The 16,330-nt window shown below is 37.5% G+C and carries 17 protein-coding genes; 6 read left to right on the top strand and 11 right to left on the bottom strand.

Going from position 1 to position 16,330, the window contains the following annotated elements:
* Positions 1 to 30: 30 nt before the first annotated feature.
* Together pdxS and pdxT are read left to right on the top strand one after the other, a co-directional pair.
* Positions 31 to 900: a pyridoxal 5'-phosphate synthase lyase subunit PdxS gene (pdxS, locus tag C9914_RS06990; RefSeq protein WP_022264507.1), complete on the top strand. Its 870-nt coding sequence runs from the start codon at positions 31 to 33 to the stop codon at positions 898 to 900.
* Complete coding sequence (gene pdxT, locus C9914_RS06985) at positions 900 to 1,463, top strand: pyridoxal 5'-phosphate synthase glutaminase subunit PdxT (RefSeq protein WP_106764374.1); 564 nt, start codon at positions 900 to 902, stop codon at positions 1,461 to 1,463. The genes pdxS and pdxT overlap by 1 nt, the downstream gene beginning before the upstream one ends.
* A 39-nt stretch (positions 1,464 to 1,502) precedes the next feature.
* On the opposite strand, the gene C9914_RS06980 is transcribed toward pdxT, so the two are convergent.
* Together C9914_RS06980 and C9914_RS06975 are read right to left on the bottom strand one after the other, a co-directional pair.
* Positions 1,503 to 1,997: a hypothetical protein gene (locus tag C9914_RS06980; protein ID WP_106764372.1), complete on the bottom strand. Its 495-nt coding sequence runs from the start codon at positions 1,995 to 1,997 to the stop codon at positions 1,503 to 1,505.
* A gap of 16 nt (positions 1,998 to 2,013) precedes the next feature.
* Positions 2,014 to 2,595, bottom strand: coding sequence for a hypothetical protein (locus C9914_RS06975; RefSeq protein ID WP_106764371.1), 582 nt, complete (start codon positions 2,593 to 2,595; stop codon positions 2,014 to 2,016).
* A gap of 236 nt (positions 2,596 to 2,831) precedes the next feature.
* Here C9914_RS06975 and C9914_RS06970 point away from each other — a divergent pair, with 236 nt between their 5' ends.
* Positions 2,832 to 3,098 carry a hypothetical protein gene (locus C9914_RS06970; RefSeq protein ID WP_158707354.1) on the top strand — a complete coding sequence of 89 codons (267 nt, stop codon included), beginning with the start codon at positions 2,832 to 2,834 and terminating at the stop codon, positions 3,096 to 3,098.
* 48 nt (positions 3,099 to 3,146) lie between these two features.
* On the opposite strand, the gene C9914_RS06965 is transcribed toward C9914_RS06970, so the two are convergent.
* The 3 genes from C9914_RS06965 to C9914_RS06955 form a co-directional block, all read right to left on the bottom strand.
* Entirely contained in the window at positions 3,147 to 3,845 is a 699-nt protein-coding gene (locus C9914_RS06965) for a CBS domain-containing protein (protein ID WP_106764367.1), read from the bottom strand.
* A 189-nt stretch (positions 3,846 to 4,034) separates the two neighbouring features.
* On the bottom strand, positions 4,035 to 4,520 hold the full coding sequence (locus C9914_RS06960) for a deoxycytidylate deaminase (protein WP_106764366.1): 486 nt from the start codon (positions 4,518 to 4,520) through the stop codon (positions 4,035 to 4,037).
* A 47-nt stretch (positions 4,521 to 4,567) separates the two neighbouring features.
* A complete protein-coding gene (locus C9914_RS06955; protein WP_022264501.1) occupies positions 4,568 to 5,260 on the bottom strand; it encodes a metallophosphoesterase family protein in 693 nt (230 codons plus the stop codon).
* Between the two features lie 133 nt (positions 5,261 to 5,393).
* Here C9914_RS06955 and C9914_RS06950 point away from each other — a divergent pair, with 133 nt between their 5' ends.
* Complete coding sequence (locus C9914_RS06950) at positions 5,394 to 6,725, top strand: D-alanyl-D-alanine carboxypeptidase family protein (protein WP_106764364.1); 1,332 nt, start codon at positions 5,394 to 5,396, stop codon at positions 6,723 to 6,725.
* Positions 6,726 to 7,287: 562 nt separating this feature from the next.
* Here the strand turns inward: C9914_RS06950 and C9914_RS06945 are convergent.
* Together C9914_RS06945 and C9914_RS11500 are read right to left on the bottom strand one after the other, a co-directional pair.
* The gene (locus C9914_RS06945; protein ID WP_106764362.1) at positions 7,288 to 9,660 is read right to left on the bottom strand and encodes a starch-binding protein; all 2,373 of its coding nucleotides are present in this window, start codon (positions 9,658 to 9,660) and stop codon (positions 7,288 to 7,290) included.
* A 162-nt stretch (positions 9,661 to 9,822) separates the two neighbouring features.
* On the bottom strand, positions 9,823 to 9,984 hold the full coding sequence (locus C9914_RS11500; RefSeq protein ID WP_181013445.1) for a hypothetical protein: 162 nt from the start codon (positions 9,982 to 9,984) through the stop codon (positions 9,823 to 9,825).
* Between the two features lie 275 nt (positions 9,985 to 10,259).
* Here C9914_RS11500 and C9914_RS06940 point away from each other — a divergent pair, with 275 nt between their 5' ends.
* Positions 10,260 to 10,454, top strand: a complete 195-nt coding sequence (locus tag C9914_RS06940; RefSeq protein WP_106764360.1) for a ribbon-helix-helix protein, CopG family — start codon at positions 10,260 to 10,262, stop codon at positions 10,452 to 10,454.
* Between the two features lie 31 nt (positions 10,455 to 10,485).
* Here C9914_RS06940 and C9914_RS06935 read toward each other — a convergent pair whose 3' ends face one another.
* The 4 genes from C9914_RS06935 to C9914_RS06920 all read right to left on the bottom strand — a co-directional run bounded on the left by C9914_RS06935 (position 10,486) and on the right by C9914_RS06920 (position 14,796).
* The gene (locus tag C9914_RS06935) at positions 10,486 to 11,292 is read right to left on the bottom strand and encodes a prolipoprotein diacylglyceryl transferase (protein ID WP_106764359.1); all 807 of its coding nucleotides are present in this window, start codon (positions 11,290 to 11,292) and stop codon (positions 10,486 to 10,488) included.
* Positions 11,293 to 11,410: 118 nt separating this feature from the next.
* On the bottom strand, positions 11,411 to 11,851 hold the full coding sequence (locus C9914_RS11495; RefSeq protein ID WP_022264495.1) for a DUF4190 domain-containing protein: 441 nt from the start codon (positions 11,849 to 11,851) through the stop codon (positions 11,411 to 11,413).
* 136 nt (positions 11,852 to 11,987) lie between these two features.
* Positions 11,988 to 13,283, bottom strand: a complete 1,296-nt coding sequence (locus tag C9914_RS06925; RefSeq protein ID WP_106764356.1) for a hypothetical protein — start codon at positions 13,281 to 13,283, stop codon at positions 11,988 to 11,990.
* 142 nt (positions 13,284 to 13,425) lie between these two features.
* On the bottom strand, positions 13,426 to 14,796 hold the full coding sequence (locus C9914_RS06920) for a citrate/2-methylcitrate synthase (RefSeq protein ID WP_106764354.1): 1,371 nt from the start codon (positions 14,794 to 14,796) through the stop codon (positions 13,426 to 13,428).
* A gap of 305 nt (positions 14,797 to 15,101) precedes the next feature.
* Here C9914_RS06920 and spoIID point away from each other — a divergent pair, with 305 nt between their 5' ends.
* The gene (spoIID, locus tag C9914_RS06915; RefSeq protein WP_106764352.1) at positions 15,102 to 16,214 is read left to right on the top strand and encodes a stage II sporulation protein D; all 1,113 of its coding nucleotides are present in this window, start codon (positions 15,102 to 15,104) and stop codon (positions 16,212 to 16,214) included.
* Positions 16,215 to 16,330: the final 116 nt, after the last annotated feature.

Here is a 16,330-nt window from a genome sequence, read left to right as displayed (position 1 = left end):
TTTTATAAAATATAAGGGAGTTTTAATATTATGTCAGAAAACAGATACGGTCTTAATAAAAATCTTGCTCAAATGCTCAAGGGTGGCGTTATTATGGACGTTACTACCCCTGAACAGGCTAAAATCGCAGAGGCAGCAGGTGCTTGTGCAGTTATGGCTCTCGAAAGAATCCCAGCTGACATCAGAGCAGCAGGTGGCGTTTCAAGAATGAGCGACCCTAAGATGATTAAGGGTATTCAAAAAGCAGTTTCTATTCCTGTTATGGCTAAGGCAAGAATTGGTCACTTCGTTGAGGCTCAGATTCTCGAGGCTCTCGAAATCGACTATATAGATGAAAGTGAAGTTCTTTCTCCAGCTGATGACACATATCATATTGACAAAACAAAGTTCAAGGTTCCTTTCGTTTGCGGTGCAAGAAATCTTGGCGAGGCTCTCAGAAGAATTGCTGAGGGTGCATCTATGATTCGTACAAAGGGTGAAGCTGGTACAGGTGATGTTATTCAAGCTGTTCGTCATATGAGAACTATCCAGAGCGAGATGAGAAAGATTCAGTCTATGCGTGAGGACGAGCTTTTCAATACAGCTAAAGAGCTTGCTGTTCCTTATGACCTCGTTAAGTTTGTACACGAAAATGGCAAGCTTCCAGTTGTTAATTTCTCTGCTGGTGGTGTTGCAACTCCTGCTGACGCTGCACTTATGATGCAGCTTGGTGCAGAGGGCGTATTCGTTGGTTCAGGTATCTTTAAGTCAGGCAACCCTGAGAAGCGTGCAGCAGCTATCGTAAAAGCTGTTACAAACTACAACAATCCTGCTGTTCTTGCAGAGCTTTCTGAGGACCTCGGCGAAGCTATGGTTGGTATCAATCCTGATGAAATCAAGGTAATAATGGAGAGCAGATAATGGTTATTGCAGTTCTTGCAGTTCAAGGCTCTTTCTTTGAGCATGAGCAGATACTGGAAAAGCTTGGTGTCGAATATTTTGAGATTCGCCGAAAAGCTGATTTAGATAAGCATTTTGATGGTCTTATTCTTCCGGGTGGAGAAAGCACAACTATGGGCAAGCTTTTGAAAGAGCTTGATATATTTGATACTCTCCAAAAGAAAATTGCTGACGGGCTTCCTGTCTATGGAACCTGCGCAGGTATGATTCTTCTTGCGAATAATCTTTCTAACGATAAGAATGTATACTTTGGCACTATGGATATTACTGTTAAGCGAAATGCCTATGGCAGACAGCTTGGAAGCTTTGAAACAGTTTCTGATGTTAAGGGTATCGGTGAAGTACCTATGGTATTCATTCGTGCTCCATATATCGAAAGCGTTGGAGAAGGTGTTGATGTTCTCGCAACAGTAAACGGAAATATAGTTGCGGCTCGTCAAGACAATCAGCTTGCTACATCTTTCCACCCAGAGCTTACTGATGACACAAGCGTTCACCAGTATTTCTTAGATATGATTAAATAAAGTAAAACCTCGGTCAATCAATCTGACCGAGGTGTTTTGTTATATTGCTTCTGTTATTTTAGTGACTTTCCATTCGTTGTTTTCTTTCTTTATTTCCCATCTTGATACTACATCATAACTTCCCTTAAATCCTTCACCATAACCATCAAGATATTCCGCAGTATATTTAACCCAAATATATCCACTGTCACCGTCTTGCTTTGTGTTCAAATACTCGATAGAAACATTAGTTGTACTTGCATTATCTAGCACTGTTTTATCCGGACAATATGCTGAACACGCTCCTAAGTCACGATCAGAAGCCTCTTGAAGACTTATTTTGAAAGCCTTTTCAGAGTCTTTGATTATCTTTTTTGCAATTTCAATCTGTTCCTTGTCTTCACATTTTGTTTGAAGCTCCTTATGGTTCGGGTCATTTATATATTGATATGCTGTAGTTTCATAAATATACTTCTCTGTATTTTCATTTTTAGAGCAAGCTGATAAAATACAAGCTGATAGTATTAAAAGAGCGGGAATTATAACTTTTTTCATATTATTTACCCCATTATTATCCAAGCATCCACTTCTCAAATTCTTTGGCTGTATTTTCATCTGTTATCCAATATGCTCTTCTTGAAACATATCTATGAAGAACATCGGCCTCGTCCTTAGGAAGAGTGTTGCTTTCGATAAGAGTTACCATTTCTCTCATATATGTCAAGTCAAGCTCATAATCTGTGATGAACGTTGTTCTTGCATATTTCGAGCCTTTGTATTTGCTCAAAATTTCATAAGCCTTGAGGTCGTTTTTATTGCTTTCTTCTTCCTCGGCTTCATACTTAGCATCTATTTCATCTAAGCTAAGATCTATATCGGATATATTTGCAACATTTAAGGATTTTAGATCTCCCTTTTTGTATTTTTGGACAACTTCCTCTTTAAGTTTATCTTCCTCGGGATTTGGTTCAAAATTTTCGAAAGCCGATATATCATTTACTTGATACGTCTTTTCACCGTCTTTTGTTGGCACAGTATAAAAAGCTTGATTTTCATTTCCGTTTGGAGAAGTTATTGCAGAGGTAACAATACCAGTACTGAGCAAAGTTAATGCAGTAAAAGATAAAGTTAAAATAAATTTTGTTTTTTTCATAACAAGCACCCCTAAGAATTTTTATTCATTATATCATGTGTACTTATATATGTCTATGATTATAGAAAGTAATTGACAACTTTCTTACAAAACTTTTGCATTTTTTGCTTACACAGGTTTTACTAATGTTTTATATTTCTCCGATAGTATGAATATATTTATTTTGGTAATATAAGTAATAAAAGGAGGTGAGATTTACGAAAAAGATAACACCTAAAAAATGGCATAAATTTCTTATGCCTTGGATAGCTATTGGTATGGGAATAGCCTTTGTTCTTGCTTTGCTATGCCAACAATACAGTGTATTGGGCATAATCTCCATAATAGTAACATCTGTAACTATGGCGGTTGCTATTATAGGGACAGCTATATTTTATCGTTGCCCGAGATGTGGAGCTCCGCTTGAAGTTGTTATATTTTTTAATGACTTAAAAGCTTGCTCATTTTGTGGGGCAAAAATGAAAGACGGAGAATTTATTGATGAGCATAAACATAAAAAATAGATATAAAAATCTCGTTCTAAGCTAAAGAAATTAGAACGAGATTTTTTGTTATGACCTAAGTATATCCCAAGGGGTTATCATTCCGAGAAGTCTTCCGCCTTGACTGCCGTTATCCGTTATGAAAAGGGCAACAAGTCTGCGTGAACGCTGTTGTGGTTGCTCAAAGGCGGTTTTTGCTTCGATTACGGTTGTAGATTCGGAAATAAATCTGAAACGCTCAGTAGTATGAGCCTCGAACGGAAGATATTTTCTAAAATCACCAATTTCCATTTTTTCTATATTTTCGATTGCGTTGCCACCTAAGATATACATAAATATCGTACCTACACTAAATACCCCGATAAATTTTCCACCGTTGAGGACTGGAACATGGGAGAATCCTCTGCGCTCCATTTTTTTCATAATAGTAAGAGCATTGTTGTTTAAAGATGCTTTTAAGAGATTCTCAAAAGGTGTTGCATAGCTTATTGCGAGTGGCGGACGCTTTACATAGTTTATAACCTCGTTGAGAATATCCAGCATAGCTTGTGAGGGTTCAATTATTTTTTCGCCATTCACCTCTGGGTGATGGGAAAGAAGATTGCGGATTTCTCGACAAAGATTAAGCTTATCCTTGAATTGTCTGCCTTCGACATCATTCATAAATTGTACAACAACACTGCCATAGTTGCGTGTTCTGTCACTGTATTTCTCACTAAGGACTTCTTCGAGAGTTCTGTATAAGTTCAAAAATTCATCTGATTTCATAATTTCACCCCATAGACTTGCTTATGGATTCCAAAGGCAGAGCCTTTGGCGGGCTTTAAGTACGGACTTTGTCCGCACTTATTGACTAATGTTGCCGATAAACTATCGAGTTTAAACAAAATTCGCCAAACCGTGAACCCTCTTGCACTTAGCTTGTAATTGGGCTATGGCGATTTCTATTAGAATAATTCATACATTAAAATCTAAGCTTATTTCTTTTATGCTTGTTTCTATTCTGCGAATAGTAACACCAGCTGATGCCAACATTCTCTTTGATGCAAGAGTTGCCGGAGATTCAGCATATTTATCAGAGAGGTAGACAACCTCCTTTATCCCCGATTGAATGATAGCCTTTGCACACTCATTGCAAGGGAATAATGCTACATATATTGTCGCACCCTTTAGCGATTTACCTTGAGAATTGAGAATCGCATTAAGCTCAGCGTGTACAACGAAAGGATACTTTGTATTATTCTGAAAATCGCCCTCTCTTTCCCAAGGATATTCATCATCGGAGCAACCATAAGGAAAGCCATTATATCCTGTTGAGAGTATTACATTATTATGTACTATACACGCTCCAACCTGTGTATTTGGGTCTTTACTACGCTTTGCTGCAAGTAAAGCTACTCCCATAAAATATTCATCCCAACTAATATAACCTTTTCTTTTCATAATATTCCTCCTGAATTTTATTAATAGTAAATTAAGCCTTGCCCTTCTTACATAAATAATCTTCGCTTTTTAGCCTTCATATGTATAGGCAAAATCTCTGTAAATACTGCATAATTCCTGCCCGAAATTCTTCTATCAAAATGCACACTGCCAAAATACCAACATTTATACTTAACATTCTTGGCAATTTCATCGAAAAACGAACCAATTGCACTGATTTCCGACCTTGAATCTATCAGACCTCTTGCATTTCCTGATGGCTCATGAGTTATAAGATAATCAACATTATAATCATATCTATTCAGATTTTCGACCGCATAGGTCATCTCATCAACTGTCGGCATTTCTTGCTTATACCATGTTCCCGCCGCAATACGAATTTCACGGTCAGGACTATCTCCACCACCAAAGGCGAAATAGGTTTCGCCGTCTATTGTGAATATCTCTCCCCTAATCATATGATAGAGATTTCCCGAAATATGATGAGCTCTTCCACCAAAAAGCTCCTCAATCGGATATTTCTCTAAAAGCTCGAAATTCTCGTGCGTTCCGTCTACAAACATCGTCTTATATGGCTTTTCTCCTATTTCCTCAAGAAATTTCTTTTCTTGCTCTGAACCATTCCATATAAAGCCAAAATCTCCGCATATCATTAGCACATCTTCCTCCGAAAGTCGTTTCAGCTTTCGGTCGGAAAAGCGTTTAAGCTCTCCATGCATATCTCCCGTAATATATACCATAAAATCCCCCGACAAAGTCTGAAAAATTATAAATAATTTGGTTTGTAATAAGCCAAAAAATAATGTAAAATAATTGTTGAATACATAGCTATTTTCATTAAAATAATTATAACACAGGAGATTGATTTTTTCTATGAAATTAAAAAGCTTTTTTATTTTCTCGTTGGTTTTTTGTATATTATTTTCATCAATTCCTATGAATAAGGCAAGTGCTATTTCTTATAGCATTGATTTTGATATAAACTCAAAATCAGTCTATCTTGTAAATCTTGATACTGGCATTTCTGTCTATGAAAAAGATAAGGATAAAAAGTGCTATCCGGCATCTACTACTAAAATTATGACCTATATCATTGTTACTGAGAATATCAAGGATTTGGACAACACTAAAGTTACCGTAAAGCAGAGCATACTCAATAGGCTTAATGGTACAGGAAGCTCTACCGCCGGACTTATTGGTGGAGAAACTCTTACTGTCACCCAGCTCTTGAACTGCCTTATGATTCCATCTGGCAATGATGCGGCTTTGGTTCTTGCGGACTATGTCGGCGGAGGAAGCATAACTAATTTCGTCAAGATGATGAATAAAAAAGCAAAGGAGCTTGGCTGCGAAAATACGCATTTTATGAACCCTCACGGACTTCACGACCCAGACCACTATACCACAGCATCTGACCTTGCAAAAATCACAGAGTATGCAATGACCTTGCCGAAATTTACTGAAATCACAAGCACAACAGTTTCTGATTGTCTTGGTGAGGATAGACCGCTTATTACAACAAACTCCCTCATTGACGAGGTTCGTGGAGGAGATTACTTTTATAAGTATGCAACAGGCACAAAAACAGGCTGTACAGGTGATGATTCAGGCTATTGCCTTGTTTCAACAGCAGTTTATGAGGGCTATTCATATTTATGCGTTACGCTCGGTGCAGACTATTCAAAAAATGGTGAACAGCTCGAAAACGGTGCTATGAAAGATGCAAAAAATCTTTTCCGCTGGGCGTTTACAAGCTTACAGCTTACAACTGTAATTGACGAAAAAACGATAGTTGATGAAGTAAACATCAATTTTGCTTGGGGCAAGGATAGATTAAAGCTTTCTCCTGCAACAAGCTACTCAACAATTCTTCCGTCAGATATTAAGGCATCAAGCATAGATAAAGTTTATCACCTACCTGAAAGTGTAAATGCACCAGTCAAGGCTGGTGATAAAATCGGCACAGTCACGCTAAAATACGCAAATAATGAGCTTGCGACCGTAGATTTAGTAGCCGCAGAAACAATCGACCAAAGTGATTTGCTTGTTGCTATGGACGGTATCGGCAAAGTAGTATCTAACCCTTGGTTTATTGTATGTGCGTCATTGCTTGTATTATTAGTAATTATTTACATAATCATTTTAACAATTTACAGCAAACGCTGTCGCAACAGACGCAAGGTCAAAACCTACCGCCGTATGTAGTGTGGGTGCCGACCCACGGCGAAGACGCGGAATCGCTCGGCTTTGCCTCGCTCGTGGTGAATAACGGAAGTTTGTTGCCGCGATTGAAGTAACTACCGTAGCTGAACTGGCTACGCCGTTCAGCTCTACCGATTAGCTAATAAACCTTCCCAAGACACTCAAAAGTTTTGCTCAAGCTTTTTCAAAAGCTTGCGGTTTCCAAAGGCAGAGCCTTTGGTGGGTTTTAAGGGCGAAGCCCTTAACATCTCGTACTCCCTAAGGGGGCGGACTTTGTCCGCCCCCTTTTTAACTAATGTTGCTAACAAAAGAAAAAGCGGCGGATAAAATCCGCCGCTCAAAAGGCAAAGAATGTTGGGCTTTGCCCAAAGGTATTTCGCTCTCTGCGGAGAGCGACCAAAGGCTCTGCCTTTGTAAACTGCAAGCCTTTAAAAAGGCTTGACCTAAACTTTAATTGTCTTGGGAAAGAAATGTATGGGCAAAATAATTAAACTCTCAAAACTCATACTAAGCAAAAAGCTGACAGTTTTTCGCTGTCAGCTTTTTCTATGGCATTTATTAGATTTTAGTTTGCTGTATAGGTCTTGCCTGATTCAAGAGGTAAGCCTGCTTCGTTTTGGGCTGGATACTGATTTTTTCCGTCTGTGAATATAATCAGCGGATTCTTCCAATTCTTAGTAAAGGTATAGCTATACTTTGAATTGCCCTCGTCCTTGCAAGCTGTTCCAGGCCATGAGGCTACTTGGTCGCCACCGTCATAGACATAAGCATAGACTGTATTGCCCCAGCTTGATGGCTTTGTGAAATAAACTGTTACGCCCTCTGCATTTGTATCTGTATCAGCAGTTCCTGCTGTTCCTGTATCTGTTTTAGTTGATGCGGAATCTATTGTATAGGTCTTTTCAGGCTCTACCAACATACCAGGCTCATTTGCCGCTGGAACTTGGTTTGTACCGTCTGAGAATATAATAAGTGCATTATCCCAAGCCTCAGTAAATGTATAGCTGTATTTAGAATTGCCCTCGTCCTTTAATTCAACGCCAGGCCATGCAGCAGCTTCCTTAACCTTACTTCCGCTCTCGTCATAGATGTAGGCATAAACCTTGTTGCCCCAGTTTGATGGCTTTGTGAAGTAAACCTTTGTGCCATTCTTAACGCTTCTATCCTCTTGAACTGTAAAGTAGTAGGACATAACTGTTGCACCGTTGCCAGCTGATGTATTAGCTTTAAGTGTAACCTTAACGGCTGTACCTGCCTTAGCGTCCTTGCCGATTTCGAGCTTATCACCGTTATTGTAGCTTGTTTCTGTTCCGCCATCAATAGAATATGTTGCTGATGCGGCATTTTCTGATTTAAGTGTTACAGTTTCAGTCGAACCTGCTGTGAAAACGAAATTATCTGCATCGAGTGATACCGATGCAATGCTTGGAACTTCAATATAGCCATCATTATAGAGAACGATTACTGCACCGGCCTTGAGTGTACCTGTAAGAACTCCGCCAGAAACTGTATATTGTGTTGTTCCGTCTGCTCTGTCTATATATGTACCATCTGCAAGAGAGGTTTTGACATTAAGCTTATAATCCTCATCACTGCCGTTTATAACAACTGCACCCTTTGTGCCTCTTTCAATAAGGAGAACCTTCTTTGTATCGTCAGGATTGAGAAGCTTTTCGTCCTGACCGACCATAGCATTTCTAAATCTGTTTACAGCAACAACGGCTGCATCTTTATAGAAAGGATTTCCAGCTGCACCGATTCTATTCATTGTACCCCACATATTGTCTGCTGTCGCACCGTAAGGTCTGTCATAGAAAAGTGGTGTACCGCTCTTTCTTGCACAAATAATTGCCCACGCCCTGATAACTTCGTTATCATCTACTGTCTTATAAGAGCTGTCGCTGCAGTAGTTATCGTGAGATTCTACCCATGTTACAGCAGTAGGATTATCTACATCAATTTGCAAATCTTCCATTTTTGAAGCAAGAAGATTACCAGAATTTATAGATGAACGAATTGTCGCACCATATGCACTTGCTGTTGTAGCACCAATTACCTTTTGGTATTCGTCTATTCTTTCGTTATCTCCTTGAAGAACTTCGCCATAGTTAAAGATTTTATCTGCGTTAGTAATCTCTGAGATAACACGGGGCCAGAAATTATTTTCTGTTGCCTTGCTGTCCTTAGGGTCATCAGGAAGTCCGATATGCTTTGCTGTATCATATCTGAAACCGTCTGCACCACAAGCAATGCAATCATTAAGATACTTTATAAAGTAATCCTGAAAATTCTTGTTTTCAGTATTTACATCAGGAAGTCCACCCATCTGACCTGTTGTACACTCAAAGCGGTCGCCCCACTTTGTAATTTCCTTAAAGCCATTTGCGTGATAAAGATTTTCCTTGCCACCAACAGCATCAAGAAGATTTTTATTTACTTGGTCGACTTGAGTTGTTGTGTGGTTAGGCACTACATCGACGATAACCTTAATGCCATACTTATGAGCCTCATCACACATAGCCTTAAATTCATCTTTTGTGCCAAGCTGATAGTTACCGATTGTCCAGTCTGTTGGCTGATAATGATAATACCATTTGCCATCACCGCTTATCTGCATACCACCATCTGCACCTACAAAACACTCATTAATTGGTGAGGTTTGAATTGTAGAATAGCCTGCATAAGCTATATCCTGCATACTTTCTTTTACAGTATTAAAAGACCAGCACCAAGCGTGGAGAATAGCACCATCTTTTATGCTATCTGTCAAGCCATAATTAACGCTTACTTTTTCTGTACTACTTTCTGTTACTGATTGTGTTGTGCCTGTGTTAGACTCATTATTATCAGTATTACCTTTACAGCCAACCGCTGAGCCTACAAGCATTGCCACAAGAATTAACGCAATACTCGATTTTAAAAAGCTTTTCTTTTTCATATTAACCTCCTATAAACTTTGGAAATAGTTTTATAGTAATTATGGCATATTTTTAAGTGAAATTCAATACCATACAACTTTGCAGTTTAAAAAATATAGCAGAATTAACAGTAAAAATATATAAATAAGGAGTAGTCATATTTCTGACTACTCCTATTAAGCTTATTTTTCTACAAAATCAGAGATAGTTGCTTCACTATTTTCAATATCCTTCTCAATCAAACCAAGAATATACTGCTTAATAGTAATATCTTCCATTACAGTTTTAATCTTAATCTTTTTATACAGCTCACTATCAATTTTAAAATTTATAGCTTTCTCCATAATCAACCATCCTTTAATAAGTATATTTAAAATAATATATAACCAATAATCTAATAAGTTACATATGTAATTTTCTACAATTCAATGTAACTACATTTCTCAAAATGAGTTTTAAACATAGTTAAAAAGTGTTTGTTTTACTACAAATTGTAATACATTTTTACGATTTTGTCAACTGTATTTTTTACATTTTTAATGCTTTAAGTATACTAAGCTTTTTGTAACATATATTATTTAATCTAAAAATCTTACAATTTGTATTGGAGGTGATAGTAATGGCAGAAAGCAAGCTGACAATTAAAAAACGCAATCCATTAAATGGTGAGGACGGAAGCAAGGTTATTTCAGTTCGCATAAAAGATGAAACCATACATCGTCTTGACGAGCTTGCAAAAGAAACAAATCGCTCCAGAAATGAAATCATTGGAATTTTGCTTGAGTTTGGGCTTGATAATGTCGAGGTTGAATAATATAACCATATATTATAAAAAAGGAACGGTTCTAATCCGTTCCTTTTTGTTTGAAGTTTATGTGTCTATAAATCAATATAGCTAAAGAACATATAATCAAAATTATGCTTATCCATTGAGATGTAGATATTCCAAAGAGAAAACCTCTTATTTCATCGCCTCGGAAAAATTCCGTCGTCATTCTTAATGCTCCATACATAAGAAGATATAGCAGAAAAAGAGTTCCCTTTCTAAGGTTTTTATATGAAAGAAATAGCAATATCGCAAATATTATTAAATCTCCTGCACTTTCAACAAGCTGTATAGGCAATCTTGTTACACCGTTAGCCTCTGGGATATTCGGATTATTATAAACAACGCCCCAGCTGCTCTCTATTCCATAGCAACAGCCACCCAAAAAGCAGCCCACTCTGCCAAATGCGTGAAATAGTGGTATCGCAGGGGCATATATATCTGCATAAAACATTGTATCGAGCTTTTGCTTTTTGCAATAAATAGTGCCAAGAATAATTCCGCCTATAAGTCCGCCATAAAATACCATTCCGCCCCAAATATCGGTAGTATAAAACCAAAAATTTTCCCATGAGCTGAAAACTTTGTCAAGGTGCATTATACACCACCACAGCTTGTCTAAATGCGTTATTCCATAGAGAATATGAGCTCCTATAAACGCACCTATAAAAGCTACTGCTGGTATATTTATAAGCTGTGTGCGGTCTATATCTTTTCTCCGCCTTACACTCAGCCATATATATATAACAGCTAATGCTATTCCAAAAATAGCTGATATGCCATAGCTTGGAATATTCATTCCAAAAATGTTTATTGTAGGAAGCATAACTTAAAAACCTCTTAAAAAAGAAGCGAAGCGTTCATGAATAAGAACGCTTCACTTTGATTTTAATTTAGATTAATATAAATCCTTGTGTCATTTACAAACGAATATCCGCTTATCCTTACCATTTATAGTTATAAGAAACATAAGGAGCAGAATTTACTGCACTAAAAGCTGATATTGTGCATATAAGGCAACCAGCACCGCAAACAACTGCGATAATAGAGCATACAAGACCTGTTATTGCAAGGCCATTTTGCTTTAGGCCTACTTGTTTACTCTTATTGCCTGACATAATGGCAAGAACTATACCTACAATACCAAGAACCGCACCAACGCCCCAGCACCAGCCTGTGCAAAGTCCAATAATACCAAGAACCATAGAAGCTATACCCATACCCCTACCTGGGTCTTCTGGAGCTGGATATTGTGGCTGTGGCTGATACTGTGGCTGTTGATATGGTGGCTGCTGATAAGACTGCTGTGGATACTGTTGGTACTGTGGTTGCTGATATTGCTGAGGGTTTTGCTGATTTTGTGGGTCTTGTGGATAATTATTCATAATAATAACTCCTCAATATTATATTTATATATATAACAATAGCACAATTTATCTATTTTTGTCAACTCTATTTTTAAATTTATTATTTTTTATATGATACATAAAAAGAACGGCTTCAAGCCGTCCCTTTGATTGATTATTTATCTTTTTCAAGCTCTAATAGCAAACGATTTATTCTATCCATATCAACACCATCTGTTGTTGGTGTATATGAAGACTTACTTGGCTCTGGAATGGTTTCACTTGTTATATCAGGATTGCTGTCTGTTAATGTAATATCATCTGCTATATGATTTCCTGTAACAATAGGCTCAGGCTCTGGTTGTATCTCCTCAACTTCTTGCTGCGGTTCTACCTCTGCCGGAGTTTGTTTTTCTTCCTGTTCAAAATTACTTTGAAGTATGCTGTGAAGTGCATCTGCATGAGATGCAACCTCTGGTTCTTCTTGCTTAGGCTCTATACTTGCAGCAGGCTCAGAAAGAATTGTTTCTCTGCGAATATGTGGTGCAGACTTTCCGAAAGAAGCTATATCCTCAAAGGAGCTATAAGCTGGCTCTTCCTGGGCATCAGATTTTTCATCAAGTTCTGCCTTTTCTGCTTCTTCAAGCTCCTCGGCTTGCTTATGAAGGTACTGCTTACCAGCCTTGCTTGTAATCTCTGCAAGAAGTGAAATTGTATAAAAGCAAAGCAGTATGTCTGAAATCTCCATAATCAGCTTATCATTTATCTTAAACTCACCCGAAAGAACAGCAGAAACTATAATGTCAGCTCCATATGCAAGGCAAGCACAAATCATTGGTACACCAAAGAAAAACAGAGATTTTATACAGCTTTTCTTCAAGCCTGCAAACATAACTGCGTGATAATATATAAATAATGCTGCAAGAGCAACTGCAACTATATCAAACATCTCTGAGCTTTGAACAGAAACCTTTGTATAATCAAAGAAAAGATTTATAAGTCTTAGTGCGAACATTACTGGAACTATAACTGTAAGTAACGGTTTGGTCTTTAAGAAATTTTTGCCAACAAGTGATGAAACTGATTCCATAAGGAACACTCCACCAGCCAAAATCTCAAAAAGATTTGTTATGATATAGAAAAGTGCATTAGTATCTTCTGGAATATTTGAGATTGACATAAATCCAAGTATGCCATTAGTAATAAAGCAAATTGAAATCAGCAAGCCAAAAAAACCCGCAAAGAAATTCTTGCCAATATCATAATTTTGCGGAGTTTCTCTATCGAGAAGGGTAAGAATTGCTCCTATGATAAAGCCTGAAGCTATCAAGCCAAAAATAACTATCGAATACATAGACTTATCAAGAAAAAACTCTCCACCAGTATTAATAACAACAGAACGCCATACACCTAAACCAAGAGATGCGACCGCCGTTATTATAAGGACAATCCAATTATATTTAATTTTCATTCAATTAGCACTCCTTTTTAAATTTGTACGGTAAATGCACCAGTGATATTCTTATATTTTATACCAAACCGCCGATAATTGCAATGTTACACACAACAAAAAAAGGATTTTTTACTAATTGTTTAAATTTAATATCATAATATTAGTCTGCTGTACGCTCATCAAGAGGAACATAGCCTGTAGGTTTAACCATAGAACGATATGCCGGACGAATAATTCTTCCACCATATGTAATCTCCTCAATTCTATGAGCGCACCAGCCCGCAATCCTCGAAACAGCAAAGAGTGGAGTAAAGAGGTCGCTTTCAATCCCCAGCATATCATATACAAAGCCGGAATAGAAATCGACATTTGCACAGATAACCTTCTTACTGCCCTTTACATTTTCAAAAACACTTGGAACGAGCTTTTCTACTCTCTTATAGAACTCATAAATATCAGTCATACCCTTTTCTGCAGAAAGCTTTTTAGCATTTTTCTTGAGGATTTTTGCTCTTGGGTCAGAAAGTGTATAAATTGCGTGACCAAAACCATAGATAAGGCCCGAACCGTCACCAGCGTCCTTAGTAATAATCTTTCCGAGATAATCTGCAATTTCTTCCTCGTCTGTCAAATCCTTGATGTTAGCAAGAAGTTCGTCCATCATATGCTTAACCTTGATGTTAGCTCCACCATGACGAGGACCTTTAAGCGAACCGATAGCCGCTGAAATAGCAGAATAGGTATCTGTGCCTGAAGATGAAAGAACTCTTGTTGTAAAGGTAGAGTTATTGCCACCGCCATGCTCTGCGTGAAGTATCATACATAGGTCAAGGAGCTTTGCCTCAGAGTCTGTAAAATGACAATCAGGGCGCAAGGCGTGAAGAATAGACTCGCTTGTAGAAAGGCTCTTATCAATCGGGTGGAAATACATACTCTTATTCTCAAAATGTCTGCGTTTAACCTGATAAGCATAGGTCATAATTGTAGGCAGACAAGCTATGAGAGAAATAGATTGACGAACTATATTTTCAAGGGAGTTATCATCTGGGTTATCATCAAATGAATACATAGCAAGCACAGAGCGGGCAAGCTTATTCATAATATCCCTTGATGGTGCTTTAAGAATCATATCCTCAGCAAAATTTTCTGGCAAATCTCTTGCCTCCGCAAGGAAGTATTTGAGCATTTCAAGCTGTTCCCTTGTTGGCAATTTACCAAACATTAAAAGCCAAGCTGTTTCCTCATAGCCAAATCTGTTTTCTGATATGCAGGCATCTATAATATCATTAACATCTATCCCACGATATGTGAGCTTTCCCTCATCAGGAATCTTAACACCATCATCGACAAGAAAGCCATGAACATTACAAATTCTCGTAAGACCTGCCATAACGCCTGTGCCATCGGGATTTCTAAGACCTCTCTTAACATTATAGGTAGTATAATCTTCATGAGTAAACCCGTTATTCTGACGATATTCTTCGCATAATTGTGATAATCTATTAGTGAAGTCAGTGCTTGCAAGTGTCATAAGACAACGCCTCCGATTTATATTCTTAAAAAGTACTGTCGATACTTTGTCGGCAATATGCCATAAATTATATTTTATTCTAATTACTTTATGCTGTCAAGAAAGTAAGAGCATACGAAAAAATATTCATTACTTTACATAATTAGCCATAGCGGAATTTATAATTTATTGTCAGTTTTTTGCAAGAAATCGTTAATTAAAATTCAAAATAAAATCTTTATAAACGATTTATTCGGAATATACCCTGTTGTTATTGAAACTATTATAGTAAATTCTTTCATTTATATGTCAAAAGGGAGGAAATTATGAAAATTAAGCGTGAATTTTTAATCTGCACAGCTATTTTTGTTTTAATGGCAAGCTTGCCACTTTTTGCGATTGGTGCTTCATACGGATTAGAAGAACCTGTAAACACTGATACATCTGGTGTTTTATCAAAGGTTGAAAGCTCCAAGTCTGAAAGTAAAACAGAAAAAGCCCCTTCTAAAACCGAAAGCAAGGCTGCATCATCAGAAACCAAGGCTTCCGAAAGCTCGCAAGAAAGCCTTATTGAAGTAAGCAATAGCGATAAAATATCCGCCGACGGAAGGTTTAAAATTCTCGACACCTCTACAAATGAAGTTCTCACCCTTACAGACGAGGAATTTTTAATCGGGGCAGTCGCCGCAGAAATGCCTCCAAGCTATGAACCTGAGGCTTTAAAAGCTCAATGCATTGCTACATACACTTGTTATGCTAAAAAAAGAGCTGATGAGAGAGCCAATCCTCACCAAGAATTGAACGGTGCGGATTTTTCGGCGGATTTATCAAAAAAACAAATTTATCTCACGCCAGACCGAATGAAAGAGGATTGCGGAGAAAGCTATGATGAAATTTATTCAAAATATAAAAGCATTGTTGAAGCTGTAAAGGATGAGGTTTTAACCTATAAAGGCGAGCTTATCACCTGCACATATTTTGCGATTTCCAGCGGAAAAACTGACAGCTTTAAGGATATTTTCGGCAAGAATTTACCTTATCTCACGGCGGTTTCAAGCCCCTATGATGCCTTTGCTCCAAATTATAAATCCGAAAAAGCTATTTCTGCGGAGGATTTCAAAAAAGCTTTTGAGGAAAATTCAGATACTGTCAATTTTTCAGAAAGTGCTGATAAATGGATTAGCGATATTAAATTAACCGCTTCAGGAAGTGTTAAGTGCATTAAAATCGGAGGTGTTGAATTTAGCGGTAGCAAAGTGAGGGAAATTTTGGGATTAAGGAGTGCTTGCTTTAGTGTTAAGTACAACAAGAAATTTCAGTTTGAAGTCAAAGGCTATGGGCATAATGTGGGAATGAGCCAATATGGAGCAAATGAGATGGCTAAAGAGGGCATCGGATATAAAGGCATATTAGAGCATTATTATAATGTAAAAATATAATCTTAAAGCTCTTTCTTTCGCTTTACAATATTTAATTACTATCCTACAAAAAATTTCAATTTTCCTCTTGTATTTTTTGCATAAATAATTTATAATATGTTATAAATTATTATGCA

The sequence above is a fragment of the Pseudoruminococcus massiliensis genome (assembly GCF_900291955.1).
GTDB classification, from domain to species: Bacteria; Bacillota; Clostridia; order Oscillospirales; family Acutalibacteraceae; genus Pseudoruminococcus; species Pseudoruminococcus massiliensis.
The sequence above is the reverse complement of the archived record's forward strand: the minus strand, read 5'-3'. Positions and strand labels throughout refer to the sequence as shown.

What these genes read in the sequence shown, in the direction of transcription:
- C9914_RS11500 (WP_181013445.1), bottom strand. Translation starts at nt 9,984, where the DNA reads ATGGAGAAAGCTATAAATTTTAAAATTGATAGTGAGCTGTATAAAAAG.
- C9914_RS11495 (WP_022264495.1), bottom strand. Translation starts at nt 11,851, where the DNA reads ATGAATAATTATCCACAAGACCCACAAAATCAGCAAAACCCTCAGCAA.
- pdxT (WP_106764374.1), top strand. Translation starts at nt 900, where the DNA reads ATGGTTATTGCAGTTCTTGCAGTTCAAGGCTCTTTCTTTGAGCATGAG.
- C9914_RS06940 (WP_106764360.1), top strand. Translation starts at nt 10,260, where the DNA reads ATGGCAGAAAGCAAGCTGACAATTAAAAAACGCAATCCATTAAATGGT.
- C9914_RS06980 (WP_106764372.1), bottom strand. Translation starts at nt 1,997, where the DNA reads ATGAAAAAAGTTATAATTCCCGCTCTTTTAATACTATCAGCTTGTATT.
- pdxS (WP_022264507.1), top strand. Translation starts at nt 31, where the DNA reads ATGTCAGAAAACAGATACGGTCTTAATAAAAATCTTGCTCAAATGCTC.
- spoIID (WP_106764352.1), top strand. Translation starts at nt 15,102, where the DNA reads ATGAAAATTAAGCGTGAATTTTTAATCTGCACAGCTATTTTTGTTTTA.
- C9914_RS06935 (WP_106764359.1), bottom strand. Translation starts at nt 11,292, where the DNA reads ATGCTTCCTACAATAAACATTTTTGGAATGAATATTCCAAGCTATGGC.
- C9914_RS06920 (WP_106764354.1), bottom strand. Translation starts at nt 14,796, where the DNA reads ATGACACTTGCAAGCACTGACTTCACTAATAGATTATCACAATTATGC.
- C9914_RS06950 (WP_106764364.1), top strand. Translation starts at nt 5,394, where the DNA reads ATGAAATTAAAAAGCTTTTTTATTTTCTCGTTGGTTTTTTGTATATTA.
- C9914_RS06960 (WP_106764366.1), bottom strand. Translation starts at nt 4,520, where the DNA reads ATGAAAAGAAAAGGTTATATTAGTTGGGATGAATATTTTATGGGAGTA.
- C9914_RS06925 (WP_106764356.1), bottom strand. Translation starts at nt 13,283, where the DNA reads ATGAAAATTAAATATAATTGGATTGTCCTTATAATAACGGCGGTCGCA.
- C9914_RS06965 (WP_106764367.1), bottom strand. Translation starts at nt 3,845, where the DNA reads ATGAAATCAGATGAATTTTTGAACTTATACAGAACTCTCGAAGAAGTC.
- C9914_RS06970 (WP_158707354.1), top strand. Translation starts at nt 2,832, where the DNA reads ATGCCTTGGATAGCTATTGGTATGGGAATAGCCTTTGTTCTTGCTTTG.
- C9914_RS06945 (WP_106764362.1), bottom strand. Translation starts at nt 9,660, where the DNA reads ATGAAAAAGAAAAGCTTTTTAAAATCGAGTATTGCGTTAATTCTTGTG.
- C9914_RS06975 (WP_106764371.1), bottom strand. Translation starts at nt 2,595, where the DNA reads ATGAAAAAAACAAAATTTATTTTAACTTTATCTTTTACTGCATTAACT.
- C9914_RS06955 (WP_022264501.1), bottom strand. Translation starts at nt 5,260, where the DNA reads ATGGTATATATTACGGGAGATATGCATGGAGAGCTTAAACGCTTTTCC.